The sequence below is a fragment of the Streptomyces sp. NPDC043876 genome, from assembly GCF_056435825.1.
In genome coordinates, this window is the sequence record NZ_JBWKDV010000017.1 from 1 (window position 1) to 19,812 (window position 19,812).

Sequence of the window (19,812 nt, forward strand, 5' to 3'; positions counted from 1 at the left end):
TCATCCACCGAAGTGGACGGGGTATCAACTTCTGGCGTTGATTTTTGGCACGCTGTTGAGTTCTCAAGGAACGGACGCTTCCTTCGTACTCACCCGCAGTATCACTACTGGGGCTTTCCTCCGGGCTTCGTTCTTCGTTTCCGACTCTATCAGACTCTCTCGTGTCCGATTCCCGGTCGAAGCGGGATCCTGCTTTTCGCTTTCCAGGTTTTCGCTTTCGCGTTTCCCTTTCCGGCGAGTCCGACTCTATCAGATCCTTTCGGGCCTGACTCCCAGTCAGTTGGGCTTGTCTTCGCGGCCCTTGAGCCGTTCCGACGAGGTGAGACAGTAGCGGATTCCTTGCCCCCGACCTAATCGGCGGGGGTGCCACTCGGGCACGGTTTCCTCATTCGCAAATACGCATGAAAACGAGACGACAACGTACGTCGCTTCGTTCGAATGTGTAGGGGCGGATGGCTGTCCGGGGGACCGACCGGGGTCGGCAGCTCACTTCGGACAACTCGAAGAACCTTACGGATGACGCACGGGCGTGTCAACCCCTGTGTAGCCCTACCCGCTGCGGGTGCCGGTGCGTACGCTGGGGGCATGACTACGCATCTGCTCAGCCTCGGCTGGTGGGCCGCCTGACGGCGGCCGACCTTCCACGCGCGCACTGATGCGTTCACGGCCGCCGCTTCCGGCGGCCGTTCTTGTTTCTCCCCACCCGGGGGTGGCTCGGTCGCCGACGGTGGCAGAGGAGAACAAGGACATGACGAGGATCTTCAGCGGGGTCAAGCCGACCGGTCACCTGACGCTGGGCAACTACCTGGGCGCCGTACGGCAGTGGGTCGAGGTCGCTCAGCACGAGGCCGAGGCCGTCTTCTGCGTCGTCGACCTGCACGCCCTGACCGTGGAACACGATCCGGCGCGGGTGCGCAGGCTGAGCAGGCAGGCCGCGACCCTGTTCCTCGCCTCCGGGCTCGATCCACAGCGGTGCACCCTGTTCATGCAGAGCCACGTCGCCGAACACACCCGCCTTTCCTACGTGCTGGAGTGCACGGCCACCGACGGCGAGCTGCGGCGCATGATCCAGTACAAGGAGAAGGCGGCCAAGGCGCAGGCAGCGGGGGACGGCGTACGGCTGTCGCTGCTCACCTACCCCGTGCTGATGGCCGCCGACATCCTGGCCTACGCCGCGGACGAGGTGCCGGTCGGTGAGGACCAGGCGCAGCACGTCGAGCTGACCCGGGACCTGGCCGTGCGCTTCAACCAGCGGTACGGGCACACCTTCACCGTGCCGAAGGCGACCCTCCCGGCCGTCGCGGCGCGGGTCATGGACCTCCAGGACCCGCGGTCCAAGATGGGCAAGTCCCACGAGAGCGGGGCGGGGATCGTCTACCTGCTGGACGAGCCGGCCGCGATCACCAAGAAGGTGATGCGCGCGGTGACCGACAGCGGGGACGGCGGGGTGCTCTACGACCGGGCGACGCGGCCGGGGGTGGCGAACCTGCTCGACGTGCTCGCCGCGTGTACCGGTGGCGATCCGGCGGCGCTGGCCGACGGCTACCAGGGCTACGGGGCGCTGAAGCGGGACGTGGCCGAGGCCGTGGTGGAGCTGCTGCGCCCGGTGCGGGAGCGGCACGCGGAGCTGGCGGCCGATCCGGGCGCGGTGGAGTCGGTGCTGCGCGCGGGCGCAGAGCGGGCCCGGGCGCTGGCGACGCCGGTGGTGGACCGGGCGTACGAGGCCATCGGGCTGCTCGCGCCCTGAAGGGGAGCCGCGCGGGGGCCCGCCGGGTGGGCGGGCTCCCGTACGTCCTGCGTGCGTGTGCGCCTACGGGCGTCAGCTGTTGCCGGAGGCCAGCTCGCGGCTGCGGTCGCGGGCCGCTTCGAGGGCCGCGATGAGGGCCGCCCGTACGCCGTGCTTCTCCAGCTCGACGATCGCGTTGATCGTGGTGCCGGCCGGGGAGGTGACGGCTTCACGGAGCTTGACCGGGTGTTCGCCGCTGTCGCGGAGCATGACGGCGGCGCCGACGGCGGCCTGCACGATCAGCTCGGCGGCCTGGGCGCGGGGCAGCCCGAGGAGGATGCCCGCGTCCGTCATGGCCTCGACGAGGAAGTAGAAGTACGCCGGGCCCGAGCCGGAGAGGGCGGTGGCGGCGTCCTGCTGGGACTCGGGAACGCGCAGGGTCTTGCCGACGCCGCCGAAGATCTCCTCGGTGTGGGCGAGGTGGGCGCCGGTGGCGTGGCTGCCGGCCGAGATGACGGACATGGCCTCGTCGACGAGGGCGGGGGTGTTCGTCATGACGCGGACCACGGGGGTGCCGGGGGCGAGCCGGTCCTCGAAGAAGGAGGTCGGAATGCCCGCGGCGCCGCTGATGACCAGGCGGTCCGCCGGGACGTGCGGGGCGAGCTCTTCGAGGAGCTTGCCCATGTCCTGCGGCTTGACCGTGAGGATCAGGGTGTCGGCGCGCTTGGCGGCCTCGGCGTTGCTGACGGCCTCGACGCCGTAGCGGGTGCGGAGTTCCTCGGCGCGTTCGGGGCGGCGGGCCGTGACGAGGAGCTTCGAGGCGGGCCAGCCGCCTCGGATCATCCCGCTGAGGAGGGCCTCACCGATCTTGCCGGTACCGAGAACGGCGACTGTCTGGGTCATGTCCTCATCTTTGCACCCGGGCTCAGGGGGTGCGGCGGCGCAGGGTGGCCGCGCCGAGGGCGAGGACGAGCAGGGCGCAGGCGGCGACGACGGTCGCGTCGCGGACGAAGTCGGCGGTCATGTCGGTGTGGGTGAGGACCTGGGTCATGCCGTCGACCGCGTAGGACATCGGCAGCACGTCGGAGACGGCTTCGAGGACCGGCTGCATCGTGTCGCGGGGTGCGAAGAGTCCGCACAGGAGCAGTTGGGGGAAGATCACGGCCGGCATGAACTGGACGGCCTGGAACTCGGAGGCGGCGAAGGCGGAGACGAAGAGGCCGAGCGCGGTGCCGAGGAGGGCGTCGAGGAGCGCGACCAGGAGCAGCAGCCAGGGCGAGCCGACGACGTCGAGGCCGAGGAGCCAGAGGGCGAGGCCGGTGGCGAGCAGGGACTGGACGACGGCCACGGCGCCGAAGGCGAGGGCGTAGCCGCCGATCAGGTCGCCCTTGCCCAGGGGCATGGCGAGGAGGCGTTCGAGGGTGCCGGAGGTGCGCTCGCGCAGGGTCGCGATGGAGGTCACCAGGAACATCGTGATGAGGGGGAAGATTCCGAGGAGTGACGCGCCGATGCTGTCGAAGGTGCGCGGGCTGCCGTCGAAGACGAAGCGCAGCAGGGTCAGCATCAGGACGGGCACGAGGAGCATGAGCGCGATGGAGCGCGGGTCGTGGCGGAGCTGGCGCAGGACGCGCAGGGCGGTGGCGGTGGTGCGGGCGGTGTTCATCGGGTCTCGCTCTTCCCCGGGGCGGTGGCCCGGACGTGGGTCGCGGCGTCGGCCTGGGTGGTGGCGCGGGTGCGGGGCCGGGCGTCGGCTTGGGCGTCGGTTTCGGCATCGGCTTGGGCGTTGGCCTCGTCGACGAGGTGCAGGAAGCCCTCTTCGACGGTGTCGGCGTGGGTACGGGCGCGCAGCGCGTCCGGGGTGTCCTGGGCGAGGATCCGGCCCTCGCGCATGAGGAGCAGGTCGTGGCAGCGCTCGGCCTCGTCCATGACGTGGGAGGAGACGAGGAGGGTGGCGCCGCGGGTGTCGGCGAGGGTGTGGAAGAGGGTCCAGAGGTCGCGGCGCAGGACGGGGTCGAGGCCGACGGTCGGTTCGTCGAGGACGAGCAGCTCGGGGGTGCCGAGCAGGGCGACGGCGAGGGAGACGCGGCTGCGCTGGCCGCCGGAGAGGTTTCCGGCGAGGGCGTCGGCGTGGCTGGTGAGGTCCACGTCGGCGATGGCGCGGGCGACGTCGGCGCGGCGGCGGTCGGCGGCGGCCCGGCCGGGGTCGAGGACGGCGGCGAAGTAGTCCAGGTTCTGCCGGACGGTGAGGTCGTCGTAGACGGAGGGCGCCTGGGTGACGTAGCCGATGCGGGAGCGCAGTCCGGGGTGGCCCGCGGGGCGGCCGAGGACCTCCAGGGTGCCGGTGACCTGGGCCTGGGTGCCGACGACGGCGCGCAGGAGGGTGGACTTCCCACAGCCGGAGGGGCCGAGGAGGCCGGTGATCCGGCCGCGGGGGACGTCGAAGCCGATGCCGTGGAGGACCGTGCGGGGGCTGCGGCCGGTGCCGCGGCGGACGGTGAGGCCGTGGGCGTGCACGGCGGGGGCGGGCACGGACGAGGTGGTGGCCGCGGCTTCGTCCGCCGGTTTATTCATCATGTGATGAATAATGCTCCCGGGGGTGTCGGCCGTCAACCACCCCGGCAGGTGGCGGGAGCGGGAAGGGGGAGGTCAGGGCGAGACGGTGGCGATCTTGCGGCGGTCGGCCAGCCGGACGACGAGCAGGCAGTAGAGCGGGGTCGCGACGAGTTCGAGGGCGAGGGCCTGCCAGGGCGCGTCGGCGGCCGTGCCCTCGGCCCCGAGGTCGCCCGCGAGGGCGTCGAGGGTGAAGGCCAGCAGGTTGTTCACCATGTGGTGCGCGATGGCGGCCTCCAGGCCGCCGGTGCGCAGGGTGAGCCAGGCGTACCAGGCGGCGGCGTAGAGCAGCAGGGCGAAGCCGGACCACTGGCCGAAGCCGTGGGCCAGCGCGAAGAGGACGGAGCCGACGGCGATGCCCGCCCACGGGCTGCGCAGGTGCGCGCCGAAGGCCTGCAGGATCCAGCCGCGGAAGAGGTACTCCTCCGCGGCGGCCTGGAAGGGGACGAGCAGCCACACCACGGCGAGGCCGAGCAGGAGCGCCGGCCAGGCGGGCGGGTCGAAGAAGTCGGCGGGTCCGTCGGGGCCGTCGCCGCCGGTCACGGGCAGCAGCCAGACGAGCAGCGCGATGTCGGCGGCGAGCACGGGCAGGGCGAGCCCGGCGCAGCGCGCCAGCCAGCCGAGGCGCAGCCGCCCGGTGACCGACGAGACCGTGCCGGCCGGGCGGCGCTGGATCCGGCGCACGACGAGGAGTACGGCGGGTATCGCGAGGGCGAGGCTGAGCAGGCCGAGGGCGACCTCGGCGGCCGGATCCACGAAGATCGCCCCGCTGTCGGCGTCGCCGGCCGGTATGCCCAGCACCGTCACGAGCACGAGCGCGAGGACGAACAGCGCGACCATGCCGACGACGACCGCGGCGAGGAGCAGCGCGGTACCGCCCAGCTCCCGCCGCAGGCGCTGCCCGCCGTTGCGGGCCAGGGCGGCGTACGGCGAACCGGCGGGTGCGGCGAACGGACTGGCCGGCGCCGGAACCGGGTACGGGTGGGGGTACGGGTGAGGGTGCGTGCGGGCCCCGGGGTGGGGCGGGGGCGGTACGGGCGCGGGGCCCGGGAGCGGCTCGGGGCCCGAGAGCGGCTCGGGGTGCGGGAGCGGCTCGGGGTGCGGGCCCGGGGCGGAGGTCTCGGGCGTGGGGGTGGAGCCGCTCATGTGTCGCTTCCTACTTCTTCTTGCGCTTGGGGCGGCGGGCCGCGGGGTTTCCGGTACGGGCGCCCCGGCGGCGGGTGAAATCGGCGCGGGCGCGCTCGTACTCGGCGCGGGCGAGCTTCTCACCGGGTGCCTCGACGAGGCAGCGCAGGAAGTACGCGATCAGGCCGCCGATGAAACCGATGGCTTTGAGCCCCTTGAGCGAGGCCTCGTCCGAGGAGGGCGCGGGGCGGCGGCGGAAGGACTCCCAGGCCTTGGCGAAGGCGATGGAACTCGCGATCGCGAAGAGGACGACGACCGAGATGCTGAGGAACGGGCCGACGTTGCCGATCTGCAGGCCCTCGTACGCGAAGCGCAGCAGGAAGGCCGCGACGACGGCGGCCAGCAGCGAGGCGACCGCCATGCCCGCGCGGCGCAGGTGGTAGCCCTGGTCGTGCGCGACCCAGCTGGTGCCGAAGAAGAGGATCGGCTCGGGCCGGGGGCCCTCGGCTGCGGGCTGTTCGGCGCCGCCGCCCGGGTGCTGTCCGCCGGCTCGTTCGCGGTCTCGCCCGTCGGTTCGTTCGTCGTCTCGTTCGTCGCTCACAGCGGCGATTATCCCCCGCCGGGTCGGCCCGGCGGGGTGCGTCTCACGTGGCAGACGAGGGGCGGGCCGGGTGGAACGGCTAACCGCAGTGGGTGGCGACGTAGCCGTCGCTGCCGGTCTTCACGTACGCGTCCGCGACGTAGAGGCCGTTGCCGATGCAATCCCAGATGTTCGAGGTGCCGTAGGGGCCGGAGACCGTCGTGCCCGGCGTCTGGCAGTCGATCTTCACCCAGGCGTCGTACGGGAGGACCTTCTTGACCGGGTATCCGGTGCCCGGGCCGCTGCGGACGTTGACCCGCGTGTCGGGCGCCACCGGGAACGTCAGATACCCGCCGTCCCCGGATTCCGCGGTGATGGTTTCCACCGCGTCCGCTGCCTCGTCAACCGCCATGCCGCTCTCCCCCATTGGCTGAAAATGACCGCTACCGGGCCATCACGCCCGGCAACTCGCGGAGGATAGCAGCCCCTTACGGAATCGCACGCACCGTCGACTAGGCTCCCGCGGGGGTGATGGGCGATGCGATCGCTGCGCGCTGAGCAGTCCGGGTTTCCGGAGTACGCCGGGCTGTACCGGCTGGAATCCGTGCTTGGTTCCGGCGGCATGGGCGTCGTGCATCTGGCCACTTCCGCGTCCGGGCTGAAGCTCGCCGTGAAGATCGTGCACGCGCAGCACGCGGTCGATCCCGAGTTCCGCGCCCGCTTCCAGCAGGAGGTCGCCGCGGCCCGGCGGGTGAGCGGTGCGTTCACCGCGCCCGTCGTCGACGCCGACCCCGATGCCGAACGGCCGTGGATGGCCACCCTGTTCATCGACGCGCCGACGCTCGCCGAGCGGGTGCGCGAGCGGGTGCTGGACCCGGCCGAGGTCGGGCGGCTCGGCGCCGGGCTGGCGGAGGCGCTGCGCGACATCCACCGGGCCGGGGTGGTCCACCGGGACCTCAAGCCGAGCAACGTCCTGATGGCGCCGGACGGGCCGAAGGTCATCGACTTCGGGATCTCGCGGCCGTACGACAGCGATCTGCGGACCGAGACCGGGAAGCTGATCGGGACCCCGCCCTTCATGGCGCCGGAGCAGTTCCAGCGGCCGCGCGACGTGGGGCCTGCCGCGGACGTCTTCGCGATGGGGGCGCTGCTGGTGCACGCGGCCACCGGGCACGGGCCGTTCGACTCCGAGAGCCCGTACATCGTGGCGTACCAGGTGGTGCACAACGAGCCCGACCTCAGCGGGGTGCCGCAGGAGCTGGCGCCGCTGATCGCGCGCTGCCTGGCGAAGGACCCGGCCGCGCGGCCGACCGCCGACGAGCTGATCGCCGTATTGCGCTCGGCCGCCTACCCGACGAACGAGGACACGCGGGCGTTCATACCGCGGCCGCGGCTGCGGCTGCCGGGGGCGGACCCGGTGGCGGAGCCGGTCACGCACCGGCGGGACGGGCTGCCGGGCGGGATGCCCGCGCCGGTGGACGTGGCCGGTGACCCCGCCGGCGACGAGCCTGGCGGTACGGATCGGCGTGCGGGGCGGCGGTCGCGGGCGCGGTGGCGGGTGGCCGCCGTGCTGGGAACCGGGCTGCTGGTGGCCGGCGGGGCGGTCGGCGGGTACGCGCAGTTCCGGGAGGACCCGGCCGCGGCGGTCGCGGGCCAACGGGACGGGCAGCCGAACGGGCTCGGGACCGCGGCCGGGACCGGGGCCGCGCGGATCGTGCCGTGGTCGGTGTCCCCCGGTGCGCCCGGGGCCGCCCGGCGGATCCCGGCCTGCGGCTGGATGTCGGACGCGCTCTACTGCTCCGCGCCCGGGCTCGCGGCGGTGCGGCTCGACCCGGCGACGGGCTCGGTGCGGTGGTCGGTGGCCGGGGTCACGGGGCCCGCGGACCCGGCGCCCTTCCCCGGGGGCGGGTCCCTGCTCGTGTACCTGTCCGGCGGCCATCTGCTCCAGGCGCTCGATCCCGCGACCGGTGCGCAGCGGTGGAAGGCCGACACCCCGCGCGGGGCGGACGTCGTACCGGCGGGTGCGCTGGTGCTGATCGCCGCCGCCGACGGGCAGGTCACGGCGCGGGACGCGGCGACCGGCGCCGTGCGCTGGACGAAGCGGCCGGCGGGCGCGGGCGCCGGGGCGCAGCTGGTGGCGTCGGCGGACGGTGCGCAGGTGTACGCCGTCACGCCCGCGGGGGACGGTGCCTCGACGCAGGTGGCGGCCCTCGCCGCGGCCGACGGCAGCGCCCTCTGGCAGCACCGGGCGGCCGGGCTGCTGGAACCGGTGGGGGTGGCGGACGGGGCGCTGCACCTGCTGGCGGGGGACGGGATGGCGACGGGCGCGGTGGTACGGATCGACCTGCGCACCCGGGTCGAGCGGCGGACCCTGCTCCCGACGACCTTGCCGCAGGCGCAGGCCGGGGTGGGCGGGGACGGGACGGTGTACGTCTTCGGGAGCGGCGGTGCGTTGGCTGCCGTGGGCGCGGAGCGGGAGGTGTGGCGGCTGGAGACGGCCGCGAGCCAGGGGTCGCGGCCGGTGGTGGCGGACGGGCGCGTCCACCTCATGGCCGCGGACGGGCGGCTGCTGGCGGTGGACGCGGTGCGGGGGCGGCTCGTGGGGCAGACCGCTCCGCGGATGGCTACGGGGGCGCACACGTTCGTGCCGGTGCGGCCTGCGCCGGTGGTGGGGGGTGGGCGCGTCTTCGGCTGCGCGCCGGACGGTTCCGTCTTCGCCACCGACCCCGGCCCGTGGCGCTAGCCCCGCGCCCCCCTCCGGTGGCCGCCCTCCGGGGGCGCCTCAAACGCCGGCGGGGCTGGGTATGGCCCCCGGGCCAGCGCCTTGCAGCGCTGGGTATGCCCCCGGGCCACCCCAAGCCGCCCGGCGATTGAGGGCCCGCCGGAGGCGACGGCAGCCCGCACGCGAATGAGCGCAGACCGATGTCGGCCCTCGGCCCGTCTGCCCTCCGGGGGCGCCTCAAACGCCGGCGGGGCTGGGGATGGCCCCTGGGCCAGGGGGCTCGCGGCCGCCGACGGGGCTGGATATGGCTTCTGGGCCAGGCCTTGCAGCGCTGGGGATGGCCCCCGGGCCACCCCGAGCCGCCCGGCGATTGAGGGCCCGCCGGAGGCGACGGCAGCGCACGCGCGGGTGCACCGGGCGGTCGCATCGAGCCCGCCCGGCGATTGAGGGCGCGCGCCGGGCGGGTGGGGGTCAGCCCAGGAGGGAGACGTCTCGGACGGCGCCCTTGTCGGCGCTGGTGGCCATGGCGGCGTAGGCACGCAGGGCCGCCGAGACCTTGCGCTCGCGGTTCTTCGGGGCGTACACCCCGCCGAGGGCCTCGCGGCGGGCCGCCAGGGTCTCGTCCGTCACCAGGAGGTCGATCGAGCGGTTCGGGATGTCGATCCGGATCCGGTCGCCGTCCTCGATGAGGGCGATGGCGCCGCCCGAGGCCGCCTCCGGGGAGGCGTGGCCGATGGAGAGGCCGGACGTACCGCCGGAGAAGCGCCCGTCGGTGATCAGCGCGCAGGACTTGCCGAGGCCGCGGCCCTTGAGGAAGGACGTCGGGTAGAGCATCTCCTGCATGCCCGGACCGCCGCGCGGACCCTCGTAGCGGATGACGACGACGTCACCCGGCTTGATCTCCTTGCGCAGGATCTTGTCGACGGCCTCGTCCTGCGATTCGCAGACCACGGCCGGGCCCTCGAAGGTCCAGATCGACTCGTCGACACCCGCCGTCTTGACGACGCAGCCGTCCACGGCGATGTTGCCGTGCAGGACGGCGAGCCCGCCGTCCTTGGAGTAGGCGTGCTCGACGGAGCGGATGCAGCCGCCCTCCGCGTCGAGGTCGAGGGTGTCCCAGCGCTCGGACTGCGAGAAGGCGGTCGCGGAGCGGACGCAGCCGGGGGCCGCGTGCCACAGCTCGACCGACTCCTCGGAGGCGGTGCCGCTGCGCACGTCCCAGGTGCCGAGCCACTCCTCGATGGTGGCCGAGTGCACGGTGTGGACGTCCTTGTTGAGGAGCCCGCCGCGGTACAGCTCGCCGAGGATGGCGGGGATGCCGCCGGCCCGGTGGATGTCCTCCATGTAGTACGTGCCGCCGGGCGCCACGTTCGGCGCCACCTTGGCGAGGCACGGGACGCGCAGCGAGACCTCGTTGATGTCCTTGAGGTCGTAGTCCAGGCCCGCTTCCTGCGCCGCGGCCAGCAGGTGCAGGATCGTGTTGGTGGAGCCGCCCATGGCGATGTCGAGGGCCATGGCGTTCTCGAAGGCCTCGCGCGTGGCGATGGAGCGCGGAAGGACCGAGTGGTCGTCCTGCTCGTAGTGGCGCTTGGTGATCTCGACGATCGTCCGGCCCGCGTTCTCGTACAGCGCCTTGCGGGCGGTGTGCGTGGCCAGGACGGAGCCGTTGCCGGGGAGGGCGAGGCCGATGGCCTCGGCGAGGCAGTTCATCGAGTTGGCGGTGAACATGCCGGAACACGAACCGCAGGTGGGACAGGCGTTCTCCTCGATGCGCAGGACGTCCTCGTCGGAGACGTTCTCGTTCGAGGCGTCGACCATCGCGTCGATGAGGTCGAGCTTGCGGACGGTGCCGTCGACGAGGGTGGCCTGACCGGCCTCCATCGGGCCGCCGGAGACGAAGACGACCGGGATGTTGAGGCGCATGGCGGCCATCAGCATGCCCGGGGTGATCTTGTCGCAGTTCGAGATGCAGATCAGGGCGTCGGCGCAGTGCGCTTCCACCATGTACTCGACCGAGTCCGCGATGAGGTCGCGGGAGGGGAGGGAGTACAGCATGCCGCCGTGGCCCATCGCGATGCCGTCGTCCACCGCGATCGTGTTGAACTCGCGCGGAATGGCGCCCGCCGCGAGGATCGCGTCGGAGACGATCCGGCCGACCGGGGCGAGGTGGGTGTGCCCGGGGACGAACTCCGTGAAGGAGTTGGCGACCGCGATGATCGGCTTGCCGATGTCGGCGCTCGCTACGCCCGACGCCCGCATAAGGGCGCGCGCGCCCGCCATGTTGCGGCCGTGGGTGACGGTGCGGGACCTCAGCTCGGGCATCGGGTTCACTCCCCATAGGTGGCGCTCGGATGGGCGCTCGGACGGCGCTCACACAGCACCGGTCAGAGACGACTGGCTCAGATTACGAGGCTACGCCTGCCGCCCGGGATCCGGACAGGGTGTCCGCATGCCGGGACGGGGGGTTCACGCCTCGGTCAGGTAGCGCTGGAGGGTGGGCGCGACCAGCGTGACGATGTCCTCCGGGTCGGCGGAGGCGAGGGGCTCGACCTGGACGACGTACCGCAGCAGGGCGATGCCCACCATGTGCGAGGCGGCCAGCTCGGCGCGGAAGGTGGGGTCGGGGACGTCGAGGTCGGCCGCGACCCGCTCCAGGACCCGGCGCAGGATGAGGCGGCGCAGCACCTTCGCCGCGGCCTCGTGGGTCAGCGCGGAGCGGATCACCGCCAGCAGCGGGGCGCGGGAGACGGGGTTCTCCCAGATGCCCAGGAAGTAGCGGGCGAGGCGCTCGCCGATGCCGTCGGGGCCCTCGCCGACGATGGCCGGGACCACGAGGGCGGGTTCCATGCTCATCTCGATCGCGGCGGCGAAGAGGTCGTCCTTGGTCCCGAAGTAGTGGTGGACCAACGCCGGGTCCACGCCCGCGGCCTTGGCGATGCCGCGTACGGACGTCTTGTCGTAGCCCCGTTCGGCGAACTCGGAGCGGGCGGCGAGGCGGATCCGCTCCTGGGTGCCGGGGCCGTCGCCGGCCTCGTCCTGGCGGGGGCGGCCGGGGCCGCGGCGCTTCGCGTGTCCCTCGGGGGCGTCCGTCATCGGCGCGGGGCCCTGGTGGCGGGGCCGGAGGTGGGGCCCGGGGTGGAGCCCGTGGCCGTGCCGGCGCTGGCCAGGTGCAGGCGGGTGAAGGCGAGGGCCTCGGCGAGGTCGGCCTCCCGCTCAGCGGCGGACATCGCGCGGCGGGTGTTGACCTCGATGACGACGTGGCCGTCGAAGCCGGTACGGGCGAGGCGGTCCAGCAGTTCGGCGCACGGCTGGGTGCCGCGGCCGGGGACGAGGTGCTCGTCCTTGGCGGAGCCGTTTCCGTCGGCGAGGTGGACGTGGGCGAGGCGCTCGCCCATCCGGTCGACCATCGCGGTGGCGTCCGTGCGGGCGGTCGCGGTGTGGGACAGGTCGACGGTGAAGTGCCGGTAGTCGTCCTTGGTGACGTCCCACTCGGGGGCGTACGCGAGCATCTCGCGGTCGCGGTAGCGCCAGGGGTACATGTTCTCGACCGCGAAACGGACGTCGGTCTCGTCCGCCATCCGCCAGATGCCGGAGACGAAATCGCGGGAGTACTGGCGCTGCCAGCGGAAGGGGGGGTGGACGACGACCGTGCTCGCGCCGAGCTTTTCGGCTGCCGCCTGGGCGCGCTGGAGCTTGGTCCACGGGTCGGTGGACCAGACGCGCTGCGTGATGAGGAGGCAGGGGGCGTGGATCGCGAGGATCGGGACGCCGTGGTGGTCGGAGAGGCGGCGCAGGGCCTCGATGTCCTGGCTGACGGGGTCCGTCCAGACCATCACCTCTACGCCGTCGTAGCCGAGGCGTGCGGCGATCTCGAAGGCGGTCGCCGTGGACTCCGGGTAGACGGAGGCGGTGGAGAGGGCGACTTTCGCGTCCGGGATGTGCACTGGTTCTGCCACGGGGACAGGGTACGGGGGCGCGGCCCCCGCCCCCCGCACCGGGCTCCGCCCGGACCCGGGCCGCCGCGGGCCGCCGCGGGGGTGGCTGGTGCCGCTGTGCCCTCAAGCGCCGGGCGGGCTGTATGTGCCTCCGGCGGGCCCTCAAACGCCGGGCGGGCTGGGTTTTGCCGCGCGGGCCGTCGGCGCCTTCGGCGTTGCCCTCAAACGCCGGGCGGGCTGGATTTGGCCGGGGCCGGGCGGGCTGGATTTGGGCGGGACACATCCAGCCCCGCCGGCGTTTGAGGCGCCCCCGGAGGGGTCGGCGGGTCAGGTGGGGAGGTGGTCCAGGCGGCGGAGGATGATGCCTTCGCGGAGGGCCCAGGGGCAGATTTCGAGGTCCTCTATGCCGAAGAGGTCCATGGCGGCTTCGGCGACCATCGCCCCGGCCAGCAACTGCGCCGCGCGCCCCTCCGAGACGCCGGGAAGGGCGGCCCGCTGGGTCGTGGTCATCTCCGCGAGCCGCGGCAGCCATTCCGTCAGGGACTTGCGGGTCAGCCCCCGCGGCACGAACAGGCCGTCCGCCGAGCGCGCCGCGCCCGCGATCCGGGCCAGCTGCCGGAAGGTCTTGGAGGTGGCCACGACGTGGTCCGGCGCGCCCGAGCGGCTGAATTCGCCGACCGTCCGCGCGATCTCGGCCCGTACGTGCCGGCGCAGGGCCCGTATGTCCGCCGGGTCCGGCGGGTCCCCCGGCAGCCAGCCCGAGGTGAGGCGCCCCGCGCCCAGCGGCAGGGACACCGCGGTGTCGGGGTCCTCGTCGATGCCGGAGGCGATCTCCAGGGAGCCGCCGCCGATGTCGAGCACCATCAGCTTGCCCGCCGACCAGCCGAACCAGCGGCGTACGGCGAGGAACGTCAGCCGGGCCTCGTCCGCGCCGCTGAGGACCTGGAGGTCGACGCCGGTCTCCTCGCGGACCCGGGTCAGCACCTCCTCGGCGTTCGCCGCCTCCCGCACCGCGCTGGTGGCGAAGGGCAGGACGTCCTCGCAGCCCTTGTCCTCGGCCGCCTGCGCCGCGCCCGCGATCACCGCGACCAGCCGCTCCACGCCCTCGGCGCTCACCGCGCCGTGCTCGTCGAGCAGCTCCGCCAGCCGCAGTTCGACCTTGTGGGAGTGGGCCGGCTGGGGGCGCGCGCCGGGGTGCGCGTCCACCACCAGCAGGTGGATCGTGTTCGAACCCACGTCTAGGACACCGAGTCTCATGCGCGAAACGCTACTGGCCCGCAGGCGTAGGCGTGACGTAAGGGCGGCTTAGGCTTGGGTTTGTGCCCAATACGAAGAAGGCCGGCAAGAGCGGGACCAAGAAGACCGGCAAGACGAGCGTGGCGGACGAGGTCGGGCTCGACTTCGCCCGGGCCTGGGTCGAGTTCCCCGATCCGGCCGACGACGAGCAGGTCTTCCGCTGCGACCTGACCTGGCTCACCTCCCGCTGGACCTGCATTTTCGGCAGCGGCTGCCAGGGCATCCAGGCGGGGCGGGCGGACGACGGCTGCTGCACGCTCGGCGCGCACTTCTCCGACGAGGACGACGAGAAGCGGGTCGCCGAGAACGTGGCGCGGCTGACGCCGGACCTGTGGCAGTTCCACGATGTGGGCACCGAGTCCGGCTGGGTCCAGAAGGACGAGGACGGCGAGCGGCAGACCCGGCGGTGGGAGGGGTCGTGCATCTTCCAGAACCGGCCCGGGTTCCCGGCGGGCGCGGGCTGCTCGCTGCACATCCTGGCGCTGCGGGAGGGCCGCGAACCGCTGGAGACGAAGCCGGACGTGTGCTGGCAGCTGCCGGTGCGGCGGACGTACGAGTGGATCGACCGGCCGGACGACACCCGGGTGCTCCAGGTGTCGATCGGCGAGTACGACCGCCGCGGCTGGGGCCCGGGCGGCCACGACCTGCACTGGTGGTGCACCTCGGCGACGTCCGCGCACGGCGCGGGCGACCCGGTGTACGTGACCTACCGGCCCGAGCTGACGGAGCTGATGGGCAAGGAGGGCTACGAGGCGCTGGCGGCCCTGTGCGAGGCGCGGCTGGCGTCCCTGCTGCCGATGGCCCCGCACCCCGCCGACCCGCCGGTCGTGGACGTGACGCAGCGGGCCGGGGCGACGCGGGCCGAAAAGCCGCACGTCGAGAAGCCGCAGGTCAAGGGGAAGCCGGCCAAGGGGAAGTAGGGCGGGATAGGTCAGGAGGACGGCGACGGCCCGGGGTCCGGGGGCGGGGAAACCGGTCCCTGCGACGCGGTCGGCGTCGGCGTGGGGGTCGGTGTCGGCGTGGGTGTGGGCGTCGGGGTCGGGGTCGGCGTCGGCGTCGGTGTGGGGGGCGTCGGCGTCGGGTCCGTCGGCGGCGTCTGGCTGGGCTGCGGGGCCGGGCGGCCGCGGCCGGAGACCGAGATCACGGCCCCGCTCGGGTCCACGCCGACCCGGGCGGTCCAGGCGCCCACCGGCTGCGCGTCGGGGTCCACGACGATCCGCAGGGTGACCGATTCTCCTGGGGCCAGGGTGCCGGCGGTGCGGCTCGCGCGGAGCCAGGGCGCGTCGGTCCAGAGCCGCCACTCGACGGGGGCGCCGCCGGAGGCGGTGAGCAGGAGCAGGGTGACCGCCGCGCGGGAGCCCGCGGTGACGGTGAGGCGGCCCGGGGAGCCGGGCTGGGCGGGGCTCGGCGGGGCGCCGCTGCTGATCACCTTCACGGAGACGTCCGATGCCTCGCCGCCCTCGGTGAAGCGGGGCTCGGCGCCGGTGGTGCGGGTGTTGCCCGCGTTCTCGTAGGCGGCGTAGGGGTGGCCGTCCGCGTGGGGCGGGATCTGTAGGTCGCCGGCGGAGATGCGGGTGCTGGCGTTGCCTGCCGGCTCGCCGGTGCTGGGGGCGTCCCGGTACGCGGCCCAGAGGGCCAGGACCGGGGCCGCGACCACGGTGGCGACCACGGTGGTGGTGACCGCGCGGGCCCGGATCCGCTCGCGGCGGGCGGCGCGGTCCTTGGGGTCGAGGGGGAAACCGGTCCGGGCGAAGCGCGGGGCTCCCGCGCGGCCGCGGACCCGGGCGGACCGCAGCATCGCGGTGCGCACCCCCGTCCGGGGGGCCGGGACGAGCGGGAGGGCGCCCGCGGCGACCCCGCCGGAGCCGGGCCAGGGGGCGGCCGCGCCGACGCGTTCGGCGACGCGGCGGCAGAGCGGGCAGTCGTCGACGTGGCGGACGAGTTCGGCCCGCAGGGTGCTGGAGAGCAGCACCTGGCTGTCGCCGGTGAGCCGGGAGACGGCGGGGCAGTTGCCGCTCTCGACGACGGCGAGGGCGGCGCGGGTGCGTTCGACCTCGCAGGCGGCGCCGGTGAGCAGGTCGCGGGCGGCGGTGGCCGGGGTGCCGAGGACGGCGGCGAGTTCGCTGACGGTCAGCCGGTGGCGGACGGCGAGTTCGAGGGCCTCGCGCTGCTCGGGGGTGGTCCCGGCGGCCTCGGGCCAGGCGAGGCGGGCCAGCTCGGTACGGCGGTACGCGGTGACGTCGAGCCCGTCGGCCGGTGCGGCGGGCTCCCCGGCTGGGAGCTGCGGATCCGCCTCGGGGGGCGTGCCGGGGTGGTCCGCACCCGGCGCACGGCCGGTCGCGGTGTGCTCCGGCGTACGCCGTGCGGTGTGCGCCCCCGCGGGGGCGTGCCGGGCGCGCCGCTGCTCGGACAGCCTGCGCAGACAGCCCCACCGGGCCAGCGCGTACAGCCAGGCCCGGCGGTCGCCTTCGTCCGGGCAGCGGCCCGGATTCCGCTCGGCCACGGCCAGGACCTCGCCCAGCACGTCGGTGGCGCTGTCGTGGTCGCAGAGGACGGACAGGCAATAGGTGAACAGGCCGTCCAGGTAGGGCTCGTGGCGGAAGGAGGGCGGCTGCTCCCCTTCGGAGGGAGTGCGCCCGTGCGCCCGGTGTGCGCCGGTGCGTGTCGTGGGGGTTCCGTGGTTGCTGCTGTTCACCTCGTGACCGTAGGCGGCGCACCGGCGAGGGCCCGGAAGCCTTCGGCACTTTTAGCCCTTACGGGTGAAGATATCGTGTCGTTGCTGACGGCGGCCCTGACGCCGGTGGCAGGGGGCCGGGCGGCGGTCCGGGCCGGGCTGTCGGTGGCGGCCGTTACCGTTGGCGCCATGGCAGCAGCCCGTACATCCCGTTCATCCGCCAAGGACCGGCCGTCCTACCGCTGTACCGAATGCGGCTGGACCACCGCGAAGTGGCTCGGCCGGTGCCCCGAGTGCCAGGCCTGGGGGACGGTCGAGGAGACGGGTGCGCCCGCCGTACGGACCACCGCGGCCGGCCGCGTGTCCACCGCCGCCGTCCCCATCGGCCAGGTCGACGGCCGCCAGGCGACGGCCCGCTCCACCGGCGTCGACGAACTGGACCGGGTGCTCGGCGGCGGTCTCGTCCCCGGCGCCGTGGTGCTGCTCGCCGGGGAGCCCGGCGTCGGCAAGTCCACGCTCCTCCTGGACGTCGCCGCGAAGGCCGCGAGCGACGAACACCGCACGCTCTACGTGACGGGCGAGGAATCGGCGAGCCAGGTGCGGCTGCGCGCCGACCGGATCGGCGCGATCGACGACCACCTCTACCTCGCGGCCGAGACCGACCTGTCGGCGGTCCTCGGACACCTGGACGCGGTCAAGCCGTCGCTGCTGATCCTCGACTCCGTACAGACGATCGCCTCCCCCGAGATCGACGGCGCGCCCGGCGGCATGGCCCAGGTCCGCGAGGTCGCGGGGGCGCTGATCCGCGCGTCCAAGGAGCGCGGGATGTCCACGCTGCTCGTCGGGCACGTCACCAAGGACGGCGCGATCGCCGGACCGCGGCTGCTGGAACACCTCGTCGACGTGGTGCTCAGCTTCGAGGGCGACCGGCACGCGCGGCTGCGCCTGGTCCGCGGCATCAAGAACCGGTACGGCACCACCGACGAGGTCGGCTGCTTCGAACTGCACGACGAGGGGATCACCGGGCTCGCCGACCCGAGCGGCCTGTTCCTGACCCGGCGCGCGGAGGCGGTGCCGGGCACCTGCCTGACGGTGACGCTGGAGGGCAAGCGGCCGCTGGTCGCCGAGGTGCAGGCGCTGACCGTCGACTCGCAGATCCCCTCGCCCCGGCGGACCACCTCCGGGCTGGAGACCTCCCGGGTCTCGATGATGCTGGCCGTGCTGGAGCAGCGCGGCCGGATCACCGCGCTCGGCAAGCGGGACATCTACACCGCGACCGTCGGCGGGGTGAAGCTGACCGAGCCGGCCGCCGACCTGGCCGTGGCGTTGGCCCTCGCCTCGGCCGCCAGCGACGTACCGCTGCCGAAGAACCTGGTCGCGATCGGGGAGGTCGGGCTGGCCGGTGAGGTGCGGCGGGTGACGGGCGTACAGCGCAGGCTCGCCGAGGCGCACCGGCTCGGCTTCACCCACGCCCTGGTCCCCTCCGATCCGGGCCGGGTGCCCGCGGGGATGAAGGTCATCGAGGTGGCCGACATGGGGGACGCGCTGCGGGTGCTGCCGCGCGGCCGGAGCCGGACGCCCGCCAAGAGCGAGGCCTGACAGGGGCGTAAGGCGCTGGTCAGGGGGCCCGTCCGGGGCCCGCTGAGGACCGTAGTGGCCAAGCCACGGCGGGGGTGTGGCGCGCGCCGGTAGACTTTGTGCTGGTCCGCCCGGCCGTACGCACTCCCCTGTGCCCGTGGTGCGGGGCGGCGGAACCCGCGACCGGAGGAGTGCAGTGGCAGCCAAGGACGGGGCAGCAGCATCCGGGAAGTCCGGCGCAGGCAGCAAGCAGGAGGCCCTGATGCGGGCTTCGCTGAGCGCGGTCGCACCTGGTCAGCAGCTGCGCGACGGCCTGGAGCGGATCCTGCGCGGCAACACGGGCGGTCTGATCGTCCTCGGCATGGACAAGAGCGTCGAGGCGATGTGCACCGGCGGTTTCGTGCTGGACGTGGAGTTCACCGCGACCCGGCTGCGCGAGCTGTGCAAGCTCGACGGGGCGCTCATCGTGGACAAGGACATCACCAAGATCCTGCGGGCGGGCGTCCAGCTGGTGCCGGACGCCTCGATCCCCACGGAGGAGACGGGCACCCGGCACCGCACGGCCGACCGCGTCTCCAAGCAGTGCAACTTCCCCGTCGTCTCGGTGTCGCAGTCGATGCGGCTGATCGCGCTGTACGTCGACGGCGAGCGGCGCGTGCTGGAGGAGTCCGGGGCGATCCTGTCCCGGGCCAACCAGGCGCTGGCCACGCTGGAGCGGTACAAGCTGCGGCTCGACGAGGTCGCGGGCACGCTGTCGGCGCTGGAGATCGAGGACCTGGTGACGGTCCGGGACGTGACGGCGGTCGCGCAGCGGCTGGAGATGGTGCGGCGGATCGCGACCGAGATCGCCGAATACGTGGTGGAGCTGGGCACCGACGGGCGGCTGCTGTCCCTCCAGCTGGACGAGCTGACGGTCGGGATCGAGCAGGAGCGGGAACTGGTCATCCGGGACTACGTGCCGGAGCCGACGGCGAAGCGGTCCCGCACGGTGGACGAGGCACTGGCCGAGCTGGACTCCCTCTCGCACGCGGAGCTGCTGGAGCTGGCGACGGTGGCGCGGGGGCTGGGTTACACGGGCTCGCCCGAGACCCTCGACTCGGCCGTCTCGCCGCGCGGTTACCGGCTGCTGGCGAAGGTGCCGAGGCTGCCGGGGGCGATCATCGAGCGGCTGGTGGAGCACTTCGGGGGGCTGCAGAAGCTGCTCGCCGCCAGCGTGGACGACCTGCAGACCGTCGACGGGGTCGGCGAGGCGCGGGCTCGGTCGGTGCGGGAGGGGCTGTCGCGCTTGGCGGAGTCTTCGATCCTGGAGCGCTACGTCTAGCCTGCGGCGCGAGCGTGGGGCGCGGGCCGGTGCCCCCTCCCCCTGGCAGTGGCCCCACCTGCACCCCTCCGGGGGCGCCTCAAACGCCGGCGAGGCTGCAATGGCCCACCGGCGGCGCTGAAGTCACACGGCGCGGCCCGACCCCGCCCGTCCCCACGCATGCCCTCCGGGGGCGCCTCAAACGCCGGCGAGGCTGGATGGCCCGCCGAGCCCGGCCCGAGCGCACCCACCCCCAGCCGCCCGGC

At 73.7% G+C, this 19,812-nt stretch carries 16 protein-coding genes; 5 read left to right on the top strand and 11 right to left on the bottom strand.

Annotated features, from left to right (window positions below; genetic code table 11):
- Positions 1 to 748 precede the first annotated feature (748 nt).
- Entirely contained in the window at positions 749 to 1,747 is a 999-nt protein-coding gene (trpS, locus tag AC0693_RS35430; protein WP_469339774.1) for a tryptophan--tRNA ligase, read from the top strand.
- 72 nt (positions 1,748 to 1,819) lie between these two features.
- Here the strand turns inward: trpS and proC are convergent, their stop codons facing one another.
- The 6 genes from proC to AC0693_RS35460 form a co-directional block, all read right to left on the bottom strand.
- Positions 1,820 to 2,629 (bottom strand): pyrroline-5-carboxylate reductase, encoded by an 810-nt coding sequence (proC, locus tag AC0693_RS35435; RefSeq protein ID WP_469320649.1) that lies wholly within the window; start codon positions 2,627 to 2,629, stop codon positions 1,820 to 1,822.
- 22 nt (positions 2,630 to 2,651) lie between these two features.
- Positions 2,652 to 3,389 (bottom strand): ABC transporter permease, encoded by a 738-nt coding sequence (locus AC0693_RS35440; protein ID WP_469339778.1) that lies wholly within the window; start codon positions 3,387 to 3,389, stop codon positions 2,652 to 2,654.
- Positions 3,386 to 4,300, bottom strand: coding sequence for an ABC transporter ATP-binding protein (locus tag AC0693_RS35445; protein WP_478804154.1), 915 nt, complete (start codon positions 4,298 to 4,300; stop codon positions 3,386 to 3,388). Before AC0693_RS35445 ends, AC0693_RS35440 begins: the two co-directional genes overlap by 4 nt.
- Before the next feature lie 72 nt (positions 4,301 to 4,372).
- Entirely contained in the window at positions 4,373 to 5,482 is a 1,110-nt protein-coding gene (locus AC0693_RS35450) for a lysostaphin resistance A-like protein (protein WP_478804155.1), read from the bottom strand.
- A 10-nt stretch (positions 5,483 to 5,492) separates the two neighbouring features.
- Complete coding sequence (locus AC0693_RS35455) at positions 5,493 to 5,945, bottom strand: hypothetical protein (protein WP_356406845.1); 453 nt, start codon at positions 5,943 to 5,945, stop codon at positions 5,493 to 5,495.
- Positions 5,946 to 6,141: 196 nt separating this feature from the next.
- The gene (locus tag AC0693_RS35460) at positions 6,142 to 6,453 is read right to left on the bottom strand and encodes a peptidase (RefSeq protein WP_356406798.1); all 312 of its coding nucleotides are present in this window, start codon (positions 6,451 to 6,453) and stop codon (positions 6,142 to 6,144) included.
- 126 nt (positions 6,454 to 6,579) lie between these two features.
- On the opposite strand from AC0693_RS35460, the gene AC0693_RS35465 reads away from it, so the two are divergent.
- Positions 6,580 to 8,784, top strand: a complete 2,205-nt coding sequence (locus AC0693_RS35465) for a serine/threonine-protein kinase (protein ID WP_478804156.1) — start codon at positions 6,580 to 6,582, stop codon at positions 8,782 to 8,784.
- A gap of 450 nt (positions 8,785 to 9,234) precedes the next feature.
- On the opposite strand, the gene ilvD is transcribed toward AC0693_RS35465, so the two are convergent.
- From ilvD to AC0693_RS35485, 4 genes are all read right to left on the bottom strand, one after another.
- A complete protein-coding gene (gene ilvD / locus AC0693_RS35470) occupies positions 9,235 to 11,085 on the bottom strand; it encodes a dihydroxy-acid dehydratase (RefSeq protein ID WP_356406792.1) in 1,851 nt (616 codons plus the stop codon).
- 144 nt (positions 11,086 to 11,229) lie between these two features.
- On the bottom strand, positions 11,230 to 11,856 hold the full coding sequence (locus AC0693_RS35475; protein WP_478804157.1) for a TetR/AcrR family transcriptional regulator: 627 nt from the start codon (positions 11,854 to 11,856) through the stop codon (positions 11,230 to 11,232).
- Positions 11,853 to 12,719 (bottom strand): sugar phosphate isomerase/epimerase family protein, encoded by an 867-nt coding sequence (locus tag AC0693_RS35480; RefSeq protein WP_478804158.1) that lies wholly within the window; start codon positions 12,717 to 12,719, stop codon positions 11,853 to 11,855. The genes AC0693_RS35475 and AC0693_RS35480 overlap by 4 nt, the downstream gene beginning before the upstream one ends.
- A gap of 306 nt (positions 12,720 to 13,025) precedes the next feature.
- Complete coding sequence (locus AC0693_RS35485) at positions 13,026 to 13,955, bottom strand: Ppx/GppA family phosphatase (protein WP_356406783.1); 930 nt, start codon at positions 13,953 to 13,955, stop codon at positions 13,026 to 13,028.
- 62 nt (positions 13,956 to 14,017) lie between these two features.
- On the opposite strand from AC0693_RS35485, the gene AC0693_RS35490 reads away from it, so the two are divergent.
- The gene (locus AC0693_RS35490) at positions 14,018 to 14,914 is read left to right on the top strand and encodes a DUF3109 family protein (protein ID WP_478804159.1); all 897 of its coding nucleotides are present in this window, start codon (positions 14,018 to 14,020) and stop codon (positions 14,912 to 14,914) included.
- 11 nt (positions 14,915 to 14,925) lie between these two features.
- On the opposite strand, the gene AC0693_RS35495 is transcribed toward AC0693_RS35490, so the two are convergent.
- Positions 14,926 to 16,689 (bottom strand): RNA polymerase sigma factor, encoded by a 1,764-nt coding sequence (locus tag AC0693_RS35495; RefSeq protein WP_478804160.1) that lies wholly within the window; start codon positions 16,687 to 16,689, stop codon positions 14,926 to 14,928.
- Positions 16,690 to 16,857: 168 nt separating this feature from the next.
- Here AC0693_RS35495 and radA point away from each other — a divergent pair, with 168 nt between their 5' ends.
- Positions 16,858 to 18,267 carry a DNA repair protein RadA gene (radA, locus tag AC0693_RS35500; RefSeq protein ID WP_356406776.1) on the top strand — a complete coding sequence of 470 codons (1,410 nt, stop codon included), beginning with the start codon at positions 16,858 to 16,860 and terminating at the stop codon, positions 18,265 to 18,267.
- 175 nt (positions 18,268 to 18,442) lie between these two features.
- The gene (disA, locus tag AC0693_RS35505; protein WP_356406773.1) at positions 18,443 to 19,567 is read left to right on the top strand and encodes a DNA integrity scanning diadenylate cyclase DisA; all 1,125 of its coding nucleotides are present in this window, start codon (positions 18,443 to 18,445) and stop codon (positions 19,565 to 19,567) included.
- The last annotated feature ends 245 nt before the right edge of the window (positions 19,568 to 19,812 follow it).